Genomic DNA, 21,920 nt, shown 5'->3' with positions numbered 1-21,920 from the left:
TTCCTGTCCGGATAAAAGAAGCCCGTTTACGGGCTTCTTTGTTTTATGATGCTGGCTTACGCTTCCGCTAATGCCTTAAGCCAGCGAATACCGCTTTCCGGCGAAGTCAGCACCGGTACTGGTGGCGTCGGGAGTTGTTGCAGCACGCGTGCCATCGATGCCTGCGCCAGCATGATCACATCCGCTGACGCGAAGGCATTTTTCAGCCCCTCGCTGACGATGCGGTCATGTGTCGCCATGTCACCGGCCAGCAGCGCATGGAACGCGTCTTCCATCAGCACTGGCACGATTTCGCGCGGTTTACCGCTCTCCTGCACCTTGCGCTGCACATAGCTGAGCGTTGGTTTCAGCGTGGTCGCTACCGTCGCCAGCACCGCGATGCGCTGACCCTGCGCAATGGCGTTTTCCACCATCGCACAGTCAATGCGGGTCAGTTGCAGTGGGGTCATAAACTGACACTGCTCAACGGCGGTGCCGATGGACGAACAGGCGGTCATGAAAATCTCGCAGTCCGCTTTTTCCGCAATCTGAATATAACCCGCGATGCGTGCGCTGATGGCCGGGGTTACGCCGCCGGCTTTCATGACCTGTTTAATCATCGACTCTTCAACAAGGTGCATCACCTCCGCCTGCGGCATGATGTCGGCAATCAGCTGTTGCATCATGGCGAGCGTGGCGGCGCTGGTGTGCAGCATGGCAATCTTTTTCATCGTGCAATCTCCTCAGTGAGCAGGGCAGCGACTGCCGCTGCCGCCTCGTGATCTTCCTGCGCCGACAGTCCGCCGACCGCCACTGCGCCGAGGCATTTGCCGTCGCGCATCACCGGTATGCCGCCGGGCAGCGCGGTAAAGCGCGGGTCGGCAAAGTAGCTGATATCCAGTTGCTCTTTTTGCAGCCGCTGGAGAAACGCCAGAGTAGTGCAACCCAGACGGCTGCTGGTGCGCGCCTTGCGTTGGGTCAGCTCAACCGTCAACAGTTTTGCGTTATCCATGCGGGCGAAACAGAGCAGTTCACCGCTGGCATCGCAGACCGCCACGCTGAGTGGCCGCTGGTTGTATTGGGTTTCGGCGAGCGTCAGGGCGTATTCCTGCGCCCGACGCGCCTGCTGCAACGTCAATGTGGTCATAATAATTTTCCTTTCGGGAGAGAATCGGAGGCGGTCAGTGGCGCCTCAGCGGCAGCTTTCGCGGCACGGGCATCTTTTTTACGCCAGTAGTTGGCGAGCAGCGATCCGCTGACGTTGCCGAGCGGCGTCATCACCGCCGAGGCCAGGCCCACCGTCGCCAGTTTGCCCATCGCCGCGGCGAGACCCGAGGCCATCCCGCCGTTCTGCAGGCCCACTTCGAAGGCCACGGTACGGGCGGACTGAACATCCATGCGGAAGATAAAGCGGCTCATCAGATAGCCGATGCAGAAGCCGCCCAGGTTATGCATCAGCATGGCGAAGCAGAGCAGGAAACCAACCTGTACCAGGTTGTCACGCCCCGCAGCGGCGGCCGTGGTGGTGAAGAAAATGATGCCCATCATCGAGATGGTCGGCATGATGTTTTTGATGCTACTGAAACGGCCATACAACCAGTTGTAGAACAGCGCCCAGACGATGCCACCGGCGACAAAGTTCAGCACCACGGCGTACATCTGCGCTTCGGCGCTGGCGGTACCGAACAGCGAATCCCAGCCACCGGCAATCATGTACAGCAGCCAGAGCGCGCTGATGCCAGCCAGTCCCTGCACCACGCGGCGGCCATTCTGGCTGGCGTAGGTTTTCAGGTAATCATGCAGAATGGCGGCGCCAATCGGGATCAGCACGATTTTCACCACGTCCATTACCATTGCGGTGAGCTGGATGTCGATCATCGATCCGGCCAGCAGGTTGACCCACAGCGGCGTCATCACGGTGGCGGCGAGCGTGGAGACCGCGGCGATTGACACGGCCAGCGCCAGGTTGGCGTTGGCGATATAGACCATTACCGTTGACGAGAGTCCGCTCGGGCAGGCGCCAATCAGCAGGATCCCCACAGCGACTTCCGGCGGAAAGTGGAAAATCAGCGTGATGGTCAGCCCCAGCAGCGGCATGATCACGAAATGGCAGAAAGTACCGATAAACACCGCCCACGGCATTTTGGCGACGTCGATAAAATCCTGAATCGTCAGTTTGGTGCCCATGCTGAACATGGTGGCCTGAATGACCAGGAAGACGATCCATTTGTGGGTGATGTTAAAACCGCCCCAGACGATCAGATCCGTCGACCAGGTCATCGCGGCGACGAAACCGGCGATGATCCACAGCGTAAACTGGTAGCTGCGCAGCGATGGCCAGTGGCCTGCGCCCGCGGCGAACCCGGCGGTAAACATCACAAGACCTGGCTGCCAGAGCGCAGGGGACTGCATGAGGGCGCCGATCGCCGCCAGTGCAATACCCGCGATGCTGACGCCTAACCCACTTTTTTGTATTACGGATTGAATAGTCATGGCGAAAATTCCTTTCAGCGTCACGCGTGTTGCCGTGGCGGAATAGATAACATCTGACGCGCCACTTCGGGTGTCGCGACGGTTTTATCCATGCTGCGGATAAGTGTGGCGAGTTTCTTAACCTGCTGATAATTCTGCGAGGCTTTTTCTTTCGCGCTTAAATAATAGCTGTCTTCAAAACCAATTCTGACTTCACAGGCGCCCATTCCCACTGCCGCGGCAATAATGTCAAAATTCTGTCGGCCATAGTGGGTAATTCCCCATAATGCGTCACGGGGGATCATACTACGCAGGGCAATTAACGCATCAATCGTCGCCGGTGAACTGCCGCGGTGACCCAGCACGATATTAAACAGCATCGGTGTTTTAAACGGGATATTTTGCTGTAAAGTGAGAATATTATTAATCATCCCGATTTCAAAGACTTCGAATTCGGGAATAATATTACGCTTCACAATTTCGCGTGAGCAATATTCCACGTCCGGCGTGGGGTTAAAATAGACGTTATCGCCGAGGTTAACCGAACCCACGTTGAGCGACGCCATTTCCACGCCGGGGCAGGCCAGCGGCGCGCAGCGCTCTTCGATAGACATCGACGACACACCACCGGTTGAGGCCTGAATAATCAGGTCTGAGTGGGCCATCACTGGCGCGATAGTGGCCTGAAAATGCTGTGTGTCTGGCGTCAGACGCCCCTGTTTATCGCGGACGTGTAAATGCACAATAGCGGCGCCATGTTCGACGCTGGCTAAAATTTCATTCGCCACTTCCTCAGGTATAACGGTGGGGCAATCCGCGGCAACAGGCGCCAGCGAAATAATGACGTTATCCGACATAATATCCTCCGGTACAGAGATAGTAATATTTATAATGTTGTTGTGATCCAGTTCGCAGGGGAATTTAATGGCGTATATTCGCAGCCAATCCACCCCCGGTAATTCAATTCCTGTATATAATTTAATAACCACGCATCATTAAGTTCTCCGGTGCCTGGTTCATGTCGACCCGGTACGGAGGCAATCTGAAAATGGCGAATTAACGGCCAGTAATGCGCAATATTCCGGGCCACATCGCCATGGGTTTTCTGGCAATGGTAAATATCAAACTGTAAACCGATATTTTCTCTGGCAACCTGGGTAATCATTTTTTCGGCCAGCGGGAAATTATCAATAAAATAATTCGGCATATCCTGCGGATTTAACGGCTCAATCAGCACGGTAATGCCCGCTGTCGCCATAAAATCGCAGGCGTACTGCAAGCGGCTTACCAGCAACGCCTGCTGCTGTTCAACCGACAGCGCCGCTGTACGGTTTCCGGCCATCACATGTACCTGCCGACACCCCAGCGCGCTGGCGTAGTCACGGGCGAGACTCAGGCTGGCGCGGTATTCGTCGTCACGCAGGGGCAGGGAAGCCAGCCCGCGTTCTCCCGCTGACCAGTTGCCCGCCGGGGCATTGAGCAGCACGACCGGCAGTTCCGTCTCCTGTTGCGCCAGTCGGAGTTCGGCCAGCGAATGCTGCCAGAGAAACAACCCTTCGACACCGTGAAACCCGGCCTGCCGGGCGGCGTGAAAGCGCGCGGAAATCGGCAGGTCTTTGAAGATCCAGTCGAGGTTAGCGGCCAGCTTCAGCATAATGCGCCCCCTCGTCACTCTCCACGAGATGGAGTTTAATTCCCTGTTGCTGGATCGCCTGTTGCGCGTCGGCAGGCAGATGCTGGTCGGAGACAATATCCGTCAGCTGATTCAGGGCGCAGATATGGAACATGCCATATTTGCCATATTTGCTGCTGTCGCACACCAGCACGCGGCGGCGGGAGACGGTCAGCACCGCTTCTTTCACCGACGCTTTGCCTTCGCTGGGCGTTGACATGCCGCGCGCCAGATCCCAGGACGACGAGCTCAGAAACGCCACATCAATGTTAATGGTGTGCAGAAAACTGGCCGCGCTTTTGCCGAGACAGGAGCGGTTGCGTTGATCGACCAGCCCCCCGGTGTGGTACAGCGTGATATGCGGCATGTCCATCAGATAGTGGCTGATGGAAAAGTCGTTCGTCACCACCGTCAGGTTAAAACAGTGGCTGGCGGCCACCGCTTTCGCCACCTCGAACAGCGAGGTGCCCGCATCCAGGTAGAGCGTCTGGCCCGGTTCAATCAGCATCGCCGCCAGCGCGCCCATCTTGCGTTTGACGTCATGATGCAATTCGGCTTTTTCCCGCCACGGCAGCTCAGATTTCAACAGGTTGTTGAGCTTCACACCACCATTGATAGCGACCACTTTCCCTTCTTCTTCCAGCAACTGAATGTCCCGCCGCACCGTCATGTGCGACACGCTCATCAGTTCCGCCAGTTCATTAAACGAGGCGACGTTTTTTTCATGCACATAGCGATAGATAAAATCGCGGCGTTGGTCGGGGATCATTGCTCACTCCTTACCTTATCCGGGCCTGTTCCAGCTCAGCCACCGCGGCGGGCGTCAGCGGAACGTATCCCAGCGGTTTCAGCGTCAGCCAGATGCGCGCACTGTCTTCCAGCTCTTCAGTGTTAAACACCGCTTCACGCAGCGAACGACCGCTGACCACCGGACCGTGGTTAGCCAGCAACGCGGCGATGTGGCTGGCGGCGATTTCACTCAATGCCGTGGCGATACCTTCGTGACCGGGGCGAAAATAGGGCAGCAGCGGCAACTGGCCGATGCGCATCACATAGTAGGGCGTCAGCGGCGGCAGACAGTTTTCCGGCGTGGAACACGGCAGGCAGGCGAGGGCGGTGAGCCACGGCGAATGCAGATGCACCACCGCGCTGCACTCAGGGCGATGCCGGTACCAGGCCATGTGCATTGGCACCTCTTTCGATGGGCGATCACCGTCGATGTGGACGCCGTTTTCATCCAGCCGACTGAGCGTTTCCACTTGCAGTTCGCCGAGGCAGGAGTTGGTCGGCGTGACCAGATAACCGCCGTCCGGCAGTTTCACGCTGAGGTTGCCGCCGCCGCCGCTGCTGTAGCCGCGGCTGAACAGGGAGCGGCCATAATGAACCATTTGCTCGCGAAGCTGTTGTTCGGTCAGAGGGCTCATGATGCATACTCCTGCGCTTTGAAAAAGAAATCCGCCTGCCCGAAATTGCCTGATTTCAGCGCCAGCGACAGCTGTTGCTCCGGGGCAAAGACCCAGGGAACACCAGGGGCGATCGCTTTTCCTGTGGTCAGGCGTTTCACCTGTAATGCTTCCACCACGGTGCCGGAGGTCTCGCCGCCAGCAACGATAAACGTATTGATGCCGGCGTCGCGCAGTGTGGTGGTCAGACGGGCAAACGTCCGTTCGACCGCCAGGCTTGCCGCCTGCTCGCCGTACTGTTGCTGAATAGTGCGCAGAACGTCCGGTGGTTGGGTGGCGTAAACCAGCGGCGCGTAAACGTCATGGCGATGCGCCAGCGCCCACCGGGCAATCTCATCGATATGCCCTGCGTCATCCGCCATGCAACGGGCGACGTCCAGCGGCAGGCTGGCGGCCTGGGTTTTGTAGGCGTTCACCTGACGGTTGGTCATCGACGAACAACTGCCGGAGAGGATCACCGCCTGAATGGTCGGCGCGAAACCACTGACCTGCGCAAGCGGGTGTGGTGGCCGGGCGGTGGCTGCCAGTGCGCCGCCAAGCCCGGAGCCGCCCGCCAGCAACGGGTATGACTGCAACGCTTCTGCGAGGGTGAGTAGATCGGCTTCGGTCAGCGTATCGACAATAATATGTTTGTTGCCCGCCTGCTGGTGTTGAAGCAGCGCGTCGGTCACCGCCTGCACGCCTGCCTGCACGGTGGCGAGGTTGATGACGCCAGTGGCGTACGGGGTTTGCGGTGCCAGCAGACGTTCAAGACTGGCGTCGGTCATCGGGTTAAGCGGGTGCTTTTCCATCCCGGATTCGTTCAGCAGCACGCCATTGACAAACAAATGTCCGTGGATCACCGTGCGGCCATTTTGCGGCAGCGCCGGGCAGTGAACGATAAGCGGCGCCCGGGTGGCCTCTAACAGCGCATCGCTCACCGGGCCAATATTGCCCGCGGGTGTGGAATCGAAGGTGGAACAGTATTTGAAGTAGATTTGTTTTGCATCGGCCTGTTGTTTCAGCCACTGATAACACTGCAACGACTGACGCACAGCTTCATCCGCGGGCAGTGAACGGCTTTTCAGCGAGATGACAATAGCGTCAGCATCATCATTCCAGCGTTGCGTCATGTCCGGCATGCCTGGCAGCAATGCCACGCGCCATCCCTGTTCCGCCATAAAACTCGCAATGTCGGTTGCTCCGGTAAAATCATCGGCGATTACGCCGGTCATGACAGCCATCGATCCTGCTCCGCTCATGTTGTCTGAGAATTGAGCATATTATTCAGCAGAAAACTTCACATTCACATGATGATTCTCACAAACAGCAGGATCGCCAAAAGCTATAAACTACATTTAATGTATTGTTTTTAATTAATAAATTAAGATAAGGGATAAAAACAGTACTCACAGACGGATGTGAAGATTCGTTAAGGGGTGAGAAAATTTGTCACGGTGCGAGCGGAAGGGGGAAAAGGAATCCCCCGACCTGCATGCCGGGGGATTCCTTAATGAAGAATGAAGCAAATAAGCCTGGTGATTATTTCTGCGGAATAATCAGCACCTGCCCCGGGTAGATTTTATCCGGGTGTTTTAACATCGGCTTGTTGGCTTCAAAAATACGCTGGTAATCGTTGGCGTTGCCGTATTCCTTTTTGGCGATAGCGCTGAGGGTATCGCCGGATTTCACGGTGTAGTAACGGCTTTCTGCGCCGCCCCCGGCGACCGCTGTTTTGTCATCAATACCGCTAATACCTGCGACGTTGCCAATGGCGACCAGAATCTTCTCTTTGGCTTCCTGAGAGAGAATGTCGCCGCTTACCGTTGCCGTCCCGTTATCGTTGACCACAACGTCGACCTTGTCCGAATCAGGCAACCCCAGCTTGTTAATGTGTTCTTTTAACTTTTCAGCCTGGGTGGTTTTATCGTTACCCGATACCGCGTCCCAGATCTTTTCCCCGGCGTCTTTAACAAAACTGAACAATCCCATACAACCTCCTGTGTGTGATGAATGTTTCAGGCAGAAACAGCAATAAGCGTAGTCGAAAATCCACCAGCAAAATGGGGTGACACGCGCTTACTGAAAGATAAATTCTTCATAATTTTGATTATGAAGAGATAGTTCACTGGCAAAGCTGTTTCAGCAACGCGTGCTGTTCCGTCAGTAACCGGTAACGATAAACCGGACGCCCGGTGGTGCCGTACTGAATGCGGGTGAACAGGACGTTAATCTGCGCGAGCCAGATCAGGTATTTGCGACAGGAGACCCGCGAGATCCCCACCGCGTTCGACAGATCCTCCGTTGAAAACTCCAGATCGGCATGGGCATCGATCCACTGGCACAGCGTGCGCAGCGTCGGCGGGGTAAGCCCTTTTGGTAAACGCTGAATATCAGCGGCTTGCGGCGTGTCACCGTGCAGCAGACGATCGATATCGGCCTGCGCGTACTGTTTTTGCCCCTGCAACTGCATTTTCTTCGTTTTCCAGCTGGTCAGTGCCTCTTCAAAACGCGGGAACTGGAAGGGCTTGATGAGGTAATCCACCACGCCGTAATGCAGGGAGTGATGTATGGTTGCCGCATCGGCGGCGGACGAAATCATGATCACATCTGCCGTGCGGCCTGAGGCGCGCAACAGCGGCAACAGATCCAGCCCGTTCTCCTGTCGCAGCCAGACGTCCAGCAGGATCAGGTCGATAGCCAGGGCCGGATCATTCATCATCGCCCCGGCCTCGCGTCGCGTGGACGCAGTGCCGACGCACTGAAAGCCGGAAACCTGCGCAATATAGCAGCGGTTAAGCTCCGCCACCATGGCGTCGTCTTCGACGATTAACACATTAAACACACGATCTTCCTTTTACGTTCCCCGGGGAAGCCCGACAAAAAAGGGGCGATTATCCCTGATAACCCGCAGATCGCAAAGGCGGATCCGCGTCGCTTTTTTATGCATGGTAAACGATTACACTTGATTAGAGAAAGATAATGCGTATAGTTCTCATTCTCTTTGTTATTCGCAGGCGAGGCATGGAGATTCCTGCAATCAAGTGAAAAGTGATTCACAGGGAAACACTGAGGCGCACGGCGACGTGATGACCGATAACCGGAACGTATAAATCCGGAAGCGTCGCGCTACTGCTTATTTTTGGTGAAGGATTTCCTGATGAAATTGCAATTCTCCACGCTGGCGCTGGCATTCACTGTCGCGCTGAGCGGCTGCGCCACGCAGCCTTCTCCCTCCACACACGCGGCCACGCCATCGGCGGCGGTTTCCGCTCCCGCGACAGATATCATCAAACGCGCTCTGGCGGAAGGGCTGTATGAAATGGCATTGAGTCCGACCGGCGACGCGCTGTACGTCGCCAGCGCTGAAGGCTTTAAAGATGTGCAGGGCGGTATGGTTTACAAACTGGATCCGGCAACCCTGAAAACCCTCGGCGCCACGCACACCGATCTGAAAAATTTCGCCATGCAGATAACGCCAGACGGTAAAACCGTTTATGTCACCAACTCGCTGGATGGCGGTATCAGCGCCATCAATACGGCTGATGGCAAAGTAAAAGCCCGCCTGTTGTTCAGCGAACGTAACGAGAAAGGCCTGCCGTACGGTGCGCGCCAAATCCTGCTGCACGGCGACACGCTGTATGTCGGTGCGGTGGCTTATCCGGCGGTCATCTGGGTGGTTGACGCGAAAACCCTGAAGCTGAAAACCCGCATCAAAAATACCGGCAAGTGGATGACTGGCCTGCACTATTCGGATCAAACCGGGCGGTTGTACGCGGCTAACGGCAGCGGCGAAATTCTGGTGATCAACCCGCGTAACAACCGCATTGAACAGCGCTGGAAACCGCTGGGCGATAAACCGGCACTGCTGCTCAATCTGGCGGAAGATGCCGACACCGGTCGCCTGTTCGTGACCGATAACTCGAAAGCCAAAACCACGCTGGTACTCGATATTCACACCGGCAACGTGATTAAACAGCTCGACGTCGGCGACTCGCTCTCTGTGCTGTTTAACGCGAAACGCCATGAAATCTACATTTCTCAGCGTGATTCCGGGAAAGTACTGAGCCTGGATGCGACGCGCTATACCGTGAAGAAAAGCTGGGATCTGCCGCCGAATCCGAACAGCCTGACGCTGTCCGCGGACGGGCAAACCCTGTTTGTCACCGTAAAACAACCGTTCAATAAGGACCACTCCACAAAAGGTCCGGACAGCGTTGTTCGTCTTGATTTAGCCCATTAATTTTCCGGCCCGGCGTTGCGTCGGGCCATGTTTCACTTAGCCTCTATAAAGAGCGAATTATGCACAACACCCATTCACTGACTTTACCGTTACGCAAAACGCTGCTGGCGTTAGCGATTGGCGCGCTGAGCCACACCGCCAGCGCGGCAACGCCCACTACCACGTCTGACGCCACAAAGAAAAAAACGGCGGAAGAAACCATGGTTGTCGAAAGTACTGAGGGGAGCGATTTTAAACCCGGCGGCGACGCACTGGTACCGGCATTCCTCGACGGGCAAATCGCCCACGGCGGGCGTCTGGGCATCCTCGGCGAGCAGAAAGCGATGGACGTACCGTTCAACGTGATCAGCTACACCTCGAAACTGGTACAGGATCAGCAGGCCAAAACCATTGCCGATGTGGTCAGCAACGATGCCAGCGTGCAGGCGGTTCAGGGGTACGGTAACTTTGCGGAAACGTACCGTATCCGCGGCTTTAAACTTGATGGCGACGACATGACCATGGGCGGTCTGCCGGGCGTGGTGCCGCGTCAGGTCGTGGATACTCAGATGCTGGAACGCGTCGAAATTTTCAAAGGCGCAAACGCACTGTTGAACGGTGCGGCGAGTAGCGGTGTGGGCGGGATGATCAACCTTGAGCCGAAACACGCGGAAGATACGCCAACCACCCGCGTCGGCGTGGATTACACCTCAGACTCACAAGTGGGTAGCTCACTGGATCTCGGGCGTCGCTTTGGCGATAACAACCAGTTTGGCGTGCGGGTGAACCTGCTGCACCGTGAAGGCGAAACCGCGGTGGAGGCGGATAAACGCCGCACCACGCTGGCATCGCTGGGGCTGGACTATCGCGGTGATCGTCTCCGCACCTCGCTGGATGTTGGCTATCAGAAAAAAACGTTCCACGGCGGCGCGACGGGCGTCAACATCAGCGCTGTCGACTTCGTTCCTGAGGTTCCGGATACGCGGAAAAGCTACAGCCAGAAGTGGAGCCACAGCGATATCGAAAACGAATTCGGTATGGCAAAAGCGGAATTCGATCTGACGGACAACTGGACCACCTACGCCGCGTTCGGCGCTCAGCACGCACATGAAGTCGGTACCTACAGTGCGCCGAAACTGATCGACGCCAGTGGTGACGCGACGGCCGGGCGTCTCGATACCAACCGTATCATGGACGCATACAGCGGTATGACCGGTCTGCGCGGCAATTTCGACACCGGCCCGGTTTCTCACAAAGTGAACGTTGGTTATTCGGCGCAGATCAAAAGCGATAAAACCGCGTGGCGCATGTCGGCCAACAATCCGACCACCAATATTTATAACAATCATGATGTCTCCATGCCGGACAACGCCTACTTTGGCGGCAACTATTTTGATCCGTTGACCACCTCGCGTAACCGTACGCAAGGCTGGCTGCTGAGCGATACGCTGGGTTTCTTTGATGATTCCCTGCTGTTCACTGCGGCGGCGCGTCATCAGAAAGTGGTGGTGCGAAATTACAGCAACGCCACTGGCCTGGAAGATACCACCAGTCGCTACACCCAGAGCCGCTGGATGCCGACTTTCGGCCTGGTGTACAAGCCGTGGGATGTCGTGTCGCTGTATGCCAACTACACCGAAGCGCTGCAACCGGGTGATAACGCGCCGAAAGGGGCGGAGAATTACGGGCAGAGTATGGGTATCGCCCATTCGAAGCAGAAAGAAGTGGGCGTGAAGCTGGATTACGGCAGCATCGGCGGTTCTCTGGCGCTGTTTGAAATCAAAAAACCGTCGGCGATTCTGAACAGCGACAATAGATACGTACTGGATGGCGAGCAGCGAAACCGGGGCGTTGAGCTGAACATCTTTGGCGAGCCGCTGCTGGGGTTGCGTCTGAACGGCAGTACCACCTGGCTTGATCCTGAGCTGACCAAAACCGCTGGCGGCACCAACGATGGTCATGACGCCATTGGCGTGGCGCGCTTCTATGCGGTGCTGGGCGCGGAATATGACATCAAGCCGGTTGAAGGGCTGACTGCTACGGCGAAAGTGAACCACACCGGTTCGCAGTACGCCGATGCGGCGAACAGCAAAAAGCTCGACAGCTACACCACGCTGGATCTCGGCGTGCGTTACAAAATGCGCCTGAACGCTGATCAGAACGAAATGGTCTGGCGCGTCGGTGTGGATAACGTCACCAATGAGAAATACTGGGCCAGCGTCGAAGATAACGGCACGTATGTCTTCCAGGGGGAACCTCGCACCCTGAAAGTGTCGATGTCTTACGACTTCTGATCACCGACATGAACCGGGCGCGGCAAACCATTGCCGCGCCACTCATTTTGTCCCTGACCTTGCGACATTTTTTCCTAAGTGATAAAAGGTGCCCCTTCTAAAAAAGATACAGGGGAAAGACGTGAACAACGCGTCATTAGCATCCGACAAGTCGCAAACGGATGCCGGGTCGTCGCCAGCGCCGACGCTTCACCGTGGATTACAAAATCGCCATATCCAACTTATCGCCCTCGGCGGCGCCATCGGCACCGGGTTGTTTCTGGGCATTGGCCCGGCAATTCAGATGGCGGGTCCTGCCGTGCTGCTGGGATACGCCATCGCCGGGATCATCGCGTTTCTGATCATGCGCCAGCTTGGCGAAATGGTCGTCGAAGAACCGGTGTCTGGCTCTTTCGCTCACTTTGCCTATAAATACTGGGGACCATTTGCCGGATTCCTCTCCGGCTGGAATTACTGGGTGATGTTCGTGCTGGTGGGCATGGCAGAACTGACCGCCGCCGGTATTTATATGCAGTACTGGCTCCCCGACGTGCCGACCTGGATCTGGGCCGCGGCATTCTTCATTATCATCAACGCCGTGAATCTGGTTAACGTTCGCCTGTACGGTGAAACCGAATTCTGGTTTGCGCTGATCAAAGTGCTGGCAATTATCGGCATGATTGGCTTCGGGCTGTGGATGCTCTTTTCCGGCCACGGCGGTGAGCACGCCAGTTTTGATAATCTGTGGCAGTTTGGCGGTTTCCTCGCCACCGGCTGGCATGGGCTGATCCTGTCGCTGGCGGTCATTATGTTCTCCTTTGGCGGCCTTGAGCTGATTGGGATTACCGCCGCGGAAGCCCGCGACCCGGAAACCACTATTCCGAAAGCGGTTAATCAGGTGGTATATCGCATTCTGCTGTTTTACATCGGTTCGTTGGTGGTGTTGCTGGCGCTCTATCCGTGGGTGGAAATCAAATCCGACAGCAGCCCGTTTGTGATGATTTTCCATCATCTTGACAGCAACGTAGTGGCTTCTGCACTGAATTTCGTGATTCTGGTAGCATCACTGTCGGTCTATAACAGCGGGGTTTATTCCAACAGCCGTATGTTGTTCGGGCTTTCCATTCAGGGCAACGCGCCGAAGTTCCTCACCCGCATCAGCCGTCGCGGTGTGCCGGTCAACTCGCTGTTGCTCTCCGGCGCCATCACCTCGCTGGTGGTGCTGATCAACTACCTGCTGCCGCAGAAAGCCTTTGGCCTGCTGATGGCGCTGGTAGTGGCAACACTGCTGCTGAACTGGGTGATGATCTGCATGGCGCACCTGAAATTCCGCGCGGCGCAGCGTCGCAAGGGCAGAGTGCCGAAGTTTAAAGCGCTGTTGTCGCCTGCCAGCAATTACCTCTGCATCGCGTTTCTGCTGATGATCCTCGGCCTGATGTGCACCATGGACGGCATGCGCCTGTCCGCACTCCTGCTGCCCGCGTGGGTCATCTTCCTGTTTATCGCGTTTAAACTGCTGCGGCGGAAAGGGTAACGGGGAAAGGAGGGAACCTGACGTGATATTAGGTTCCCTTTATTGGCTTAAACTTCCGTCAGCGTGGTGCTGAGCGGCAGGCGGGATTTCGGCAGGACGGCGTTGAAGTCTTCTGCGCTGTGATGGCCGACCGGCACCACCACCACGCTGGTAAAGCCTTTCGCTTTCAGACCGAATTCTTCGTCCATAATGGCGGCGTCAAAACCTTCTACCGGTACGGCGTCGAGACCCAGCGCCGCAACGCCGAGCAGGAAATTACCGACATTGAGGTAAACCTGTTTCGCCATCCAGTGTGCGTCGTCTTTCAGATCAACGCGGTGCATATCGGCAAAGAAGCGGCGGCCTTTCTGGTTGCCCGCTTTCGCTTCCGGGGTGGCAAAACGGCCGTCCAGGTCTTCCTGATCCACCACTTTTTGCAGCCAGTCATCGTCCAGCGCTGTTTTCGCGCAGAAAACCACAACGTGCGAGGCGTCGAGGATTTTACGTTCGTTGAAGACATAATTGCCGGTCGCGGCTTTGGCGACACGCGCTTTGCCTTCGGCGCTGCTGGCAAGGATAAAGTGCCACGGTTGCGAGTTGGTACTGGACGGGCTGTACTGCAGCAGGGTTTTTAGTTTTTCAGCCTGCTCAGCGGTCAGTTTTTTAGCGGGATCGAAGGCCTTGGTGGAGTGGCGCTTCAGGGCGACAGACACGATATCCATACATACTCCTCAGTGATGTTTGCTGGGAGCAGATTACCGTGAAGCCGGGGCGTTGATAAGGGTTAAAAATGCCCTTATCGCGGCAGACTAAGTCTCAGACAGGACGCAGTCGTTTTTGATCCCGTTTCGGCAGCTTATCAACCACCAGATTCCAGGAATCGGCGATCAACTCCACGAGCAGGTCATAACTGATGTCGTCGCCGGGAACGACGGTGATCCAGTGCTTTTTATTCATGTGATAGCCCGGCTCGATGCTGCGGTAAATTTCCTGATGCAGCAATGCCTTCTGCGGATCCGCTTTCAGATTGACCAGCGCGCGGCCGCGTACCGTCATGGTCAGCATAAACATCCGGTCGCCAACCTTAAACACGTCACAATCCGGGCCGAACGGCCAGCACTGCCCGGTAAAGGGGAGTTCCAGCGCGATACGGTGCGCGCTGGCGTGCAGCAATTTTTCATTCATCAGGCGGTTTCCTCTGCCAGCGCCAGCCACATGGTTTCAAAACCAAGGGCGATCAGCTCCTGCGCGCGTTGCGGTTCATGACCCGCAAATTCAATGGTGGTTTCCGCCAGCGCCAGGAAGAGGGCGTCGCCAAAATCCTGATACTCGGCGGTAAGAAAGATTTTCCGCATCGACCGTTCGCACAACTGGTGCAGTTCAGGGAACATTTCACTTACCTGTAATTTGGTCTCTTCGGATATTTTTTCGCTCAGCGCGATGCGACGAATCGCTTTGTGACAGACGGGATTGCGAATGCCCCAGTCGATATAGCTGTTCCAGATATCGCGCGTATGCGCTTTCGGCGTGGTGGCATCGGGATCGAGCCCGGAGATGATGGACGAGATAAGCGAGGTCTTGATATGCAGATAAAGGGCATTGAGCAGATCGTCTTTGGTGGCGAAGTAGCGAAACAGCGTCCCTTCGGCAACCCCGGCACTGCGGGCAATGGCTGCCGTTGATGCCGCATACCCTGACTGCGCGAAGGCAGCCGCGGCGGCTTCCAGTAACGCTTGTTTTTTATCCTCACTCTTTGGACGAGCCACTACACTTTACCTCTCTGACGGCGAAAAACACGATTGAAACATGCGTGATGCAGCACTTCAACGGTGAATGTCAAAATTTGAAAATCGTCTTGACGACTTTCTATTCATTCCTATAATGAGTGCTTACTCACTCATAATCAAGTCTAATACACTCGCCTTCTGACGGATCAGAACGGATCTTCCTGGTCGGGATATGAAACGACTCATTTTCAGCGTGGTTGTACTCATGATAATTGCTTCAGCAGCCAGTTTGCCGTTTGTACTGAATGCCGGTTTTGGGCAGGCGCCACAGGGCGCGCAGCTGACGACGGTAGAAAGCTCGCCCAACTATCGGGAAGGGCAGTTTCATAACCAGCTTCCGACGCCGGGCTATACCGGCGAAAAAAACATGCTGGCAGCGTGGTGGGGGTTTCTGACCACAAAGCGGGAGAATGCACGTCCGTCGCAGCCGCTGCCGCTGGTGAAAACCGATCTCGCCAGCCTGCCGCGTGAGCTGGAAGTGATGATCTGGCTCGGGCACTCGTCCTGGTATTTGCAACTGGCGGGGCAGCGTATCCTGATTGATCCGGTTTTCAGCAACTACGCGGCGCCGTTCAGATTCCTTAACAAAGCGTTTGCTGGCGACTATCCGTGGAAGGCGGAAGCGATGCCGGAAATAGACCTGCTGATTATCTCCCATGACCATTACGATCATCTCGATCATGCGACGATGACCGCGCTGATGCCGAAGGTTCGTCGCGTGATCACCCCGCTGGGCGTGGGCTCGCACCTGCTGTACTGGGGGATGGACAGCCAGAAGATCACCGAGGCGGACTGGCAGCAGCAGTTCAGCGTCACCGATGATCTGACTGTGCACGTCCTGCCCGCGCGGCATTTCTCCGGGCGCGGACTGAAGCGCAACCAGACTCTGTGGGGCAGCTTCATGTTTGTGACCCCGCAACACAAGATTTACTACAGCGGTGACAGCGGCTATGGCCCGCATTTCAAAGCCATTGGCGAGCAGTTTGGCACCGTTGATTTGGCCATCATGGAGAACGGTCAGTATGACCAGGACTGGAAATACATCCATATGATGCCGGAAGAGACCGCGCAGGCCGCGGTTGATCTCAACGCGCAGGCGGTACTGCCAGGTCATGCCGGGCGGTTTGTGCTGGCAAAACATACCTGGGACGACCCGTACAAACAGCTGGCGCTTGCCAGCCGCGACAAAGGCTATCGCCTGTTGACGCCCGTGCTCGGCGAGCCGGTGCGCGTTGACGATCGCAGCCAACAATTCAGAGCCTGGTGGGAATAACCCCAGCGCCGTAAAAAGAGGGGAGGGAGGTATGACGATTTCCGCTCAGGTTATCGAGACTATTGTCGAGTGGATCGATGACAATCTGCATCAACCGTTGCGTATTGATGACATCGCACGCCATGCGGGATACTCCAAATGGCATCTTCAGCGACTGTTTTTGCAGTACACAGGGAAGAGTCTGGGACGCTATATTCGCGATCGCAAACTGCTACTGGCGGCGCGTGACCTGCGGGATACCGATCAACGGGTCTACGATATCTGTCTGAAGTATGGTTTTGATTCACAACAGACATTCACCCGCATCTTTACCCGCACGTTTAAACAGCCGCCAGGCGCCTGGCGTAAACAGAATCACACCCAGGTGCTCTAACGCTATTCACCTGCACAAGCCCCGGTTCGCCGGGGCTTTTTTTAGCGTTCGGCGAGGGAAAACCAGCGGCGCCAGACGAAGCGGATCACGCCATATTCAATTGCGCCCAGCAGTAAAAACCACAGGCAGAACAGTATCGTATAAAGCTGATTGAGATCCGTAAAATGGAAAGTCTCCATCAGCGAGTGCGCCAGCGTCAGCCCCAGTGACGGGGCGGGCAGCAGTAAGCAAGAGAGCAGAGCCAGCAGTAAAATACCGGCAGCCGCCATCAGCGATTCCAGCGGATGTTTCATGACGTGTTAATCATCAGTTAAAAAAGCCATTGTCCGGTAATTTTCACCATTCGCCAAAAAAAGTGCGCTTACTCGCTTGTCGCCCAGATTTCACAGTGTTTTTGCACCAGCTGGATCAGCGATCCGCCATCGGCAATAAACTGACGCATCGCCTGTGCTTCGCCTTTCCCCTGTTTCACCTGCAGGGCTATCTCTTCCAGCGCGCTACTGGCGCCGAGTTTATCGGCATAGGGGGCAATTTTGTCCAGCAGGCGGGCGATGTCGTCGCCGATGGTCTGCTGCTCGCCAGTATGCACGTCGGTAATCAGCCCTTGCAGGCCGTAGCGACAGGCCTGAAAACGGTTGAATTTGTACAACAGATAATCCTGTTCCTGATGCTTAAACGGGCGCTCTGCCAGCAGCCAGTACGAAACACTCTGAATGAGCCCCGCCATGTTCACCGACTGCGACAGCGTCAGCGGCGTATCCATCACCCGCACCTCTACCGTGCCGAAATTGGGGCTGGGGCGAATGTCCCAGTGCAGATCCTTAATGCCGTCGATCATGCTGGTGTAGCTCAGGCGGCGGAAAAGCCCTTCAAACTGTTGCCAGTTGCTGACCCACGGCATGGCACCCATATCCGGGAAGGCTGAAAAGACGTTCAGCCGCGAGGAAGCAAATTGCGTATCGCTGCCCTGTTGCCAGGGTGAAGAGGCGTTGATAGCGACGAAATGCGGCACAAAGCGCGACAGACCATGCAGCAGATAAATAGCGTCATCGCCGCTCTGACAGCCGATGTGCACATGCTGACCGAATACCGTAGCCTGACGCACCAGATAGCCAAAATGCTCCAGTGTACGCTGGTAGCGCGGATTCTGGCACACCTCCTGACGCTGCCACGACTGAAACGGGTGCGCGCCGCCGCCGCAAATTTGCAGATGATGGGTTTCAGCGGCCCGCAGCAGAATTTGCTGGATGGCCGAAAACTGTGCGCTGGCCTGATGAATGTCCTGACAGACACCGGTGGCGATCTCCAGCATGCTCTCGGTGATGTCGTGTTTTACTTCGCCCGCTTTAACGTCCGCTTTTGCGGCATCGATGAGCGTGGCCGAGTCCTGACTGAGATCGTAGCCCGGTGGCGTCACCACCTGCAGTTCCAGTTCAATGCCCAGCGTGAAAGGATCGGAGACGTGAAAATCGGATAAAGGCATAGCAGGCTCCCTGACATTTTCTTGTCAGTATAGGAAAGAATGCCGCCGTTACCCCATCCGGTGCTCACCCCGCGTCAGCGCATGACGATCGAAAAAGCGCTGGATAGCGCCGTCAGCCATAAACGCGGCACGATCGGACATGTGCGCAATCACATCCGCATCGTGGCTGACCAGCAGGTAGGTCATCCCGTGCTGCGCCTTCAGACGATTCAACAGGTTGAGGATTTCCGCCTGCACCGACATATCCAGTGCTGAGGTGGGTTCATCCAGCAAGAGTAATTTGGGTCGCAGCAGCAGGGCGCGGGCAATCGCCACGCGCTGGCGCTGACCGCCGGAAAGTTGATGCGGGTAACGCAACACGGCGTCGGCAGGCAACCCGACGTCGGTTAAGGCCGTCGTGACGCGGGTGTTGATGTCGGTTTCGCCGTGAATCTTTAGCGGCTCTGCCAGTGTGCGGTACAACGTATGGTTGGGATGCAGCGAGGCGTAAGGATCCTGAAACACCATCTGCACGTTGCGCCGCAGCTCGCCCTGAAAGCGGGCACCGGGGCGGATGGGCACATCAAACAGTGATACCTGCCCCTGCCATTCCCGTTGCAGTCCGGCCAGCACGCGCAGCAGGGTGGATTTACCGCAACCGGATTCGCCGATAAGACTAAAGGTTTCGCCTGCTTCGACGTGGAACGCGGCATCGTGCACGGCGATTTTATCGGCAAAGCGTACTTGTAGTGCGTCAACGTTAACGATGCTCATGCGACTGCTCCGTAAAATTCAGGCTGCGGTCAAGCGTCGGCAGCATCGTGCCCCAGGTGCTGGCGTTCGGACGGCAGGTCCACAATGTGCGCGTGTAAGGATGCGTGGCATGCGGCAGTTGTGGGGCGGCCATTTCATCCACCTTTTCCCCCTGATACATCACCAGCACGCGATGGCAGTGCGCCGCCACCAGCGGCAGGTCGTGGCTTATCAGCAGCATCGCCATATTTCGCTGTTCACACTGCGCCACCAGCAACTCAAGAATTTGATTACGCAGGCGGGCGTCGAGGGCGGAGGTGGGTTCGTCAGCGATCAGTACCTGCGGATCATTGACCAGCGCGATGGCAATCATCACCCGCTGACCCATACCGCCGGAAAGCTCGCCGGGATAGCGCTTCAGCACGCGCGGCTCAAGCCCGACGGCGGCAACGGCCTGTTGAATTTTTTCCTCACGTTGCGCGCGGTTCAGTCGCTGGTGCAGCGTCAGAGCTTCGCTGATTTGCGCATGGACGGTTTTCACCGGATTCAGGGCGTAACGCGGATCCTGCAACACCATGGCGTTACCGTTGCCGCGCAACTGCTGCCAGCCGCTGGGGCGCAGGGCGAGGAGATCATGACCGAGCACATTGAGTGTGTCAGCGCTGACAACGCCGGGTCTGCGCACCAGCCCCATCAGCGCGCGGGCAGTCATGGATTTGCCGGAGCCGGATTCGCCTACCAGCGCCAGCCGCTCGGTACCGAGCGTAAAGCTGAGATTGTTCACCACCCGGGCACCGGGGTAGTCGATATTCAGGTTTTGTACGCAGAGGCGGGAATCAGTCATGTTGCGGCTCCAGAACGTCACGCAGGCCATCGCCCAGCAGGTTAAAGGCGAGGCTGGCGAGCAGGATCGCCGCCCCCGGAATGGCGGCTACCCACCACTGGTCGAAAATCACCTGCATGCCGTCGGCAATCATCGCACCCCATTCGGACATCGGCGGACGTGCGCCGAGGCCGAGAAAACCAAGACCGGCGGCGGCAAGAATAATCCCCGCCAGATCCAGCGCCAGCCGCACGATGGCGGATGGCAGGCACAGCGGCAGAATATGACCGGTTAATAAACGCAGACCTCGAATGCCCATCATTTCGGCAGCAGCGAGATAGTCGCTGTGGCGCAGGCGCTGAATTTCACTGCGCGCCTGACGGGCATAAGCAGGCCAGGTGGTTAATGCCAGCGCCAGCGCGCCATTGACCAGACCAGGGCCGAGCATGGCGACAAAGGCAAAAGCCAGAATCAGACGTGGCATTGACATTACCACATCGGTAAAACGCATCAGCACACGCTCCAGCCAGCCGCCGTAATAGCCGGACAGAATACCGACCAGCAGGCCGACGGGCAGGGTGATGACCGTCACCAGCGCCACCAGACCGAGCGCCGGGCGGGTGCCGTACAGCAGGCGCGACAGCAGATCGCGCCCGTAGCTGTCGGTGCCCAGCCAGTGCTGCGCATTCGGGGCCTGCAGCCGCGCGGCGGCATCCTGCCAGTTCGGATCCTGCGGCGACAGCCATGGGGCAAACAGCGCGATCAACAGCAGCAAGAGTGCCAGCGTCAGGCCGCACAGCGCGGCGGGCGAGCGGCGCAGGCGGAGGAAAAACAGCGATACTGGCATTAGCGCACCCTCGGGTCGGTCAGTCGCACCAGGAAATCGGTGAGATGGTTAATCAGCACGAAGCTGGCGCCGATAAGTAGTGTGCCGCCCATGATGGCGGTGGTGTCACCGGCGAACAGCGCGGTGGTCAGGTAGCGACCAATTCCCGGCCAGGAGAAAACCGTTTCGGTGAGCACCGCGCCCTCCAGCATGCTGGTGTACGCCAGTGCGATCACCGTCAGCAACGTACCGCGAATATTGGGCAGTACATGACGCAGCAGAATGGTCATCTCACCAGCGCCTTTGGCGCGCGCCAGCAGGATATACTCCTTGTTCATTTCACTCAGGCAGGCGGAACGGGTGAGGCGGGTAATGCTGGCGAGGGAGTAGTAACTCAGCAGTACCACGGGCAGCACCAGATGACTGATGGCATTTTTAAAGGCTTCGCGATCACCGGACAGCCAGGTGTCGATCAACGCAAAGCCCGTTTTTGGTTCCACCGTAAACTGGTAAATATCATCCAGCCGCCCTGGTCCGGCACTCCATTGCAGTTTCGCGTAGAACAACGCCAGCATCAGCAGACCGAGCCAGAAAATAGGCACCGAGTTGCCGAGCAGCGTAACGGTGCGAACCGCCAGATCCCACGGCGAACCAGCAAAGCGAGCGCACAACACCCCGGCGATAACGCCGAGCACCGCACCGACGATCAGCGCCAGCGTCGCCAGCTCCAGGGTTGCCGGAAACGCGGCCAGCAGATCCTGCAATACCGGTTGCCCGGTGGCGCTGGCAGTCCCGAGATCGCCATGCGCCAGATCCACCAGGTAGTGCCAGAACTGCACCGGCAACGGCTGATCGAGCCCTAGCTGGTGGCGCACCTGATCGTACGTGGACTGGCTGGCGTGATCGCCGACGATTTGCAATACGCGATCTACCGGCGACAGCGCCGACAGGGCAAACGTCACCAGCAGCAGACCGAGCAGGGTCAGGGCGAGCGTGAACAACGGCTGGAGCAGCCGCCACACGCGGGGAGACAAGTCAGACATGAAACGC

General features: G+C 57.0%; 24 protein-coding genes. 5 read left to right on the top strand and 19 right to left on the bottom strand.

What is annotated here, in order from left to right; all coding sequences use genetic code 11:
- Positions 1-56: 56 nt before the first annotated feature.
- The 10 genes from QMG90_RS15530 to dcuR form a co-directional block, all read right to left on the bottom strand.
- Positions 57-710, bottom strand: coding sequence for an aspartate/glutamate racemase family protein (locus QMG90_RS15530; RefSeq protein ID WP_283280527.1), 654 nt, complete (start codon positions 708-710; stop codon positions 57-59).
- Positions 707-1,126 (bottom strand): GlcG/HbpS family heme-binding protein, encoded by a 420-nt coding sequence (locus tag QMG90_RS15525; protein ID WP_283280526.1) that lies wholly within the window; start codon positions 1,124-1,126, stop codon positions 707-709. The genes QMG90_RS15530 and QMG90_RS15525 overlap by 4 nt, the downstream gene beginning before the upstream one ends.
- Positions 1,123-2,472 carry a bile acid:sodium symporter family protein gene (locus QMG90_RS15520; RefSeq protein ID WP_283280525.1) on the bottom strand — a complete coding sequence of 450 codons (1,350 nt, stop codon included), beginning with the start codon at positions 2,470-2,472 and terminating at the stop codon, positions 1,123-1,125. The genes QMG90_RS15525 and QMG90_RS15520 overlap by 4 nt, the downstream gene beginning before the upstream one ends.
- Before the next feature lie 20 nt (positions 2,473-2,492).
- Positions 2,493-3,308: a beta-keto acid cleavage family enzyme gene (locus QMG90_RS15515; protein ID WP_283280524.1), complete on the bottom strand. Its 816-nt coding sequence runs from the start codon at positions 3,306-3,308 to the stop codon at positions 2,493-2,495.
- Between the two features lie 29 nt (positions 3,309-3,337).
- Entirely contained in the window at positions 3,338-4,105 is a 768-nt protein-coding gene (locus tag QMG90_RS15510) for a hydroxypyruvate isomerase family protein (RefSeq protein WP_283280523.1), read from the bottom strand.
- A complete protein-coding gene (locus QMG90_RS15505; protein WP_283280522.1) occupies positions 4,086-4,892 on the bottom strand; it encodes a DeoR/GlpR family DNA-binding transcription regulator in 807 nt (268 codons plus the stop codon). The genes QMG90_RS15510 and QMG90_RS15505 overlap by 20 nt, the downstream gene beginning before the upstream one ends.
- Positions 4,893-4,902: 10 nt before the next feature.
- Positions 4,903-5,547, bottom strand: a complete 645-nt coding sequence (gene otnC / locus QMG90_RS15500) for a 3-oxo-tetronate 4-phosphate decarboxylase (RefSeq protein WP_283280521.1) — start codon at positions 5,545-5,547, stop codon at positions 4,903-4,905.
- Entirely contained in the window at positions 5,544-6,809 is a 1,266-nt protein-coding gene (gene otnK / locus QMG90_RS15495) for a 3-oxo-tetronate kinase (RefSeq protein WP_283280520.1), read from the bottom strand. Before otnK ends, otnC begins: the two co-directional genes overlap by 4 nt.
- A 298-nt stretch (positions 6,810-7,107) precedes the next feature.
- A complete protein-coding gene (gene lysM, locus QMG90_RS15490) occupies positions 7,108-7,557 on the bottom strand; it encodes a peptidoglycan-binding protein LysM (protein ID WP_283280519.1) in 450 nt (149 codons plus the stop codon).
- 133 nt (positions 7,558-7,690) lie between these two features.
- Positions 7,691-8,410, bottom strand: a complete 720-nt coding sequence (gene dcuR, locus QMG90_RS15485; protein ID WP_283280518.1) for a two-component system response regulator DcuR — start codon at positions 8,408-8,410, stop codon at positions 7,691-7,693.
- Between the two features lie 315 nt (positions 8,411-8,725).
- Between dcuR and QMG90_RS15480 the strand changes: the two genes are divergently transcribed.
- From QMG90_RS15480 to pheP, 3 genes are all read left to right on the top strand, one after another.
- On the top strand, positions 8,726-9,808 hold the full coding sequence (locus QMG90_RS15480) for a YncE family protein (protein ID WP_283280517.1): 1,083 nt from the start codon (positions 8,726-8,728) through the stop codon (positions 9,806-9,808).
- 59 nt (positions 9,809-9,867) lie between these two features.
- Positions 9,868-12,081: a TonB-dependent receptor gene (locus QMG90_RS15475; RefSeq protein ID WP_283280516.1), complete on the top strand. Its 2,214-nt coding sequence runs from the start codon at positions 9,868-9,870 to the stop codon at positions 12,079-12,081.
- 121 nt (positions 12,082-12,202) lie between these two features.
- Positions 12,203-13,594, top strand: a complete 1,392-nt coding sequence (pheP, locus tag QMG90_RS15470; protein WP_283280515.1) for a phenylalanine transporter — start codon at positions 12,203-12,205, stop codon at positions 13,592-13,594.
- Between the two features lie 47 nt (positions 13,595-13,641).
- On the opposite strand, the gene nfsB is transcribed toward pheP, so the two are convergent.
- The 3 genes from nfsB to QMG90_RS15455 form a co-directional block, all read right to left on the bottom strand.
- Positions 13,642-14,295, bottom strand: coding sequence for an oxygen-insensitive NAD(P)H nitroreductase (gene nfsB, locus QMG90_RS15465; protein ID WP_283280514.1), 654 nt, complete (start codon positions 14,293-14,295; stop codon positions 13,642-13,644).
- A gap of 94 nt (positions 14,296-14,389) precedes the next feature.
- A complete protein-coding gene (locus QMG90_RS15460) occupies positions 14,390-14,758 on the bottom strand; it encodes an MmcQ/YjbR family DNA-binding protein (protein ID WP_283280513.1) in 369 nt (122 codons plus the stop codon).
- Entirely contained in the window at positions 14,758-15,339 is a 582-nt protein-coding gene (locus tag QMG90_RS15455; RefSeq protein ID WP_283280512.1) for a TetR/AcrR family transcriptional regulator, read from the bottom strand. The genes QMG90_RS15460 and QMG90_RS15455 overlap by 1 nt, the downstream gene beginning before the upstream one ends.
- 193 nt (positions 15,340-15,532) lie before the next feature.
- Between QMG90_RS15455 and QMG90_RS15450 the strand changes: the two genes are divergently transcribed.
- Together QMG90_RS15450 and QMG90_RS15445 are read left to right on the top strand one after the other, a co-directional pair.
- The gene (locus QMG90_RS15450; RefSeq protein ID WP_283280511.1) at positions 15,533-16,633 is read left to right on the top strand and encodes an MBL fold metallo-hydrolase; all 1,101 of its coding nucleotides are present in this window, start codon (positions 15,533-15,535) and stop codon (positions 16,631-16,633) included.
- Positions 16,634-16,664: 31 nt separating this feature from the next.
- Complete coding sequence (locus QMG90_RS15445; RefSeq protein WP_049849962.1) at positions 16,665-17,006, top strand: RamA family antibiotic efflux transcriptional regulator; 342 nt, start codon at positions 16,665-16,667, stop codon at positions 17,004-17,006.
- 41 nt (positions 17,007-17,047) lie between these two features.
- On the opposite strand, the gene QMG90_RS15440 is transcribed toward QMG90_RS15445, so the two are convergent.
- From QMG90_RS15440 to QMG90_RS15415, 6 genes are all read right to left on the bottom strand, one after another.
- On the bottom strand, positions 17,048-17,299 hold the full coding sequence (locus tag QMG90_RS15440) for a DUF1158 domain-containing protein (protein ID WP_283280510.1): 252 nt from the start codon (positions 17,297-17,299) through the stop codon (positions 17,048-17,050).
- 68 nt (positions 17,300-17,367) lie between these two features.
- Entirely contained in the window at positions 17,368-18,489 is a 1,122-nt protein-coding gene (locus QMG90_RS15435) for a YbdK family carboxylate-amine ligase (protein WP_283280509.1), read from the bottom strand.
- Positions 18,490-18,537: 48 nt separating this feature from the next.
- Positions 18,538-19,242 carry an ABC transporter ATP-binding protein gene (locus QMG90_RS15430; protein WP_283280508.1) on the bottom strand — a complete coding sequence of 235 codons (705 nt, stop codon included), beginning with the start codon at positions 19,240-19,242 and terminating at the stop codon, positions 18,538-18,540.
- On the bottom strand, positions 19,229-20,065 hold the full coding sequence (locus QMG90_RS15425) for an ABC transporter ATP-binding protein (protein ID WP_283280507.1): 837 nt from the start codon (positions 20,063-20,065) through the stop codon (positions 19,229-19,231). The genes QMG90_RS15430 and QMG90_RS15425 overlap by 14 nt, the downstream gene beginning before the upstream one ends.
- Entirely contained in the window at positions 20,058-20,891 is an 834-nt protein-coding gene (locus QMG90_RS15420; protein WP_283280506.1) for an ABC transporter permease, read from the bottom strand. Before QMG90_RS15420 ends, QMG90_RS15425 begins: the two co-directional genes overlap by 8 nt.
- The gene (locus QMG90_RS15415; RefSeq protein WP_283280505.1) at positions 20,891-21,913 is read right to left on the bottom strand and encodes an ABC transporter permease; all 1,023 of its coding nucleotides are present in this window, start codon (positions 21,911-21,913) and stop codon (positions 20,891-20,893) included. The genes QMG90_RS15420 and QMG90_RS15415 overlap by 1 nt, the downstream gene beginning before the upstream one ends.
- Positions 21,914-21,920 lie beyond the last annotated feature (7 nt).

This window comes from Trabulsiella odontotermitis (genome assembly GCF_030053895.1).
Taxonomy (GTDB): Bacteria; Pseudomonadota; Gammaproteobacteria; order Enterobacterales; family Enterobacteriaceae; genus Trabulsiella; species Trabulsiella odontotermitis_C.
The sequence above is the reverse complement of the archived record's forward strand: the minus strand, read 5'-3'. Positions and strand labels throughout refer to the sequence as shown.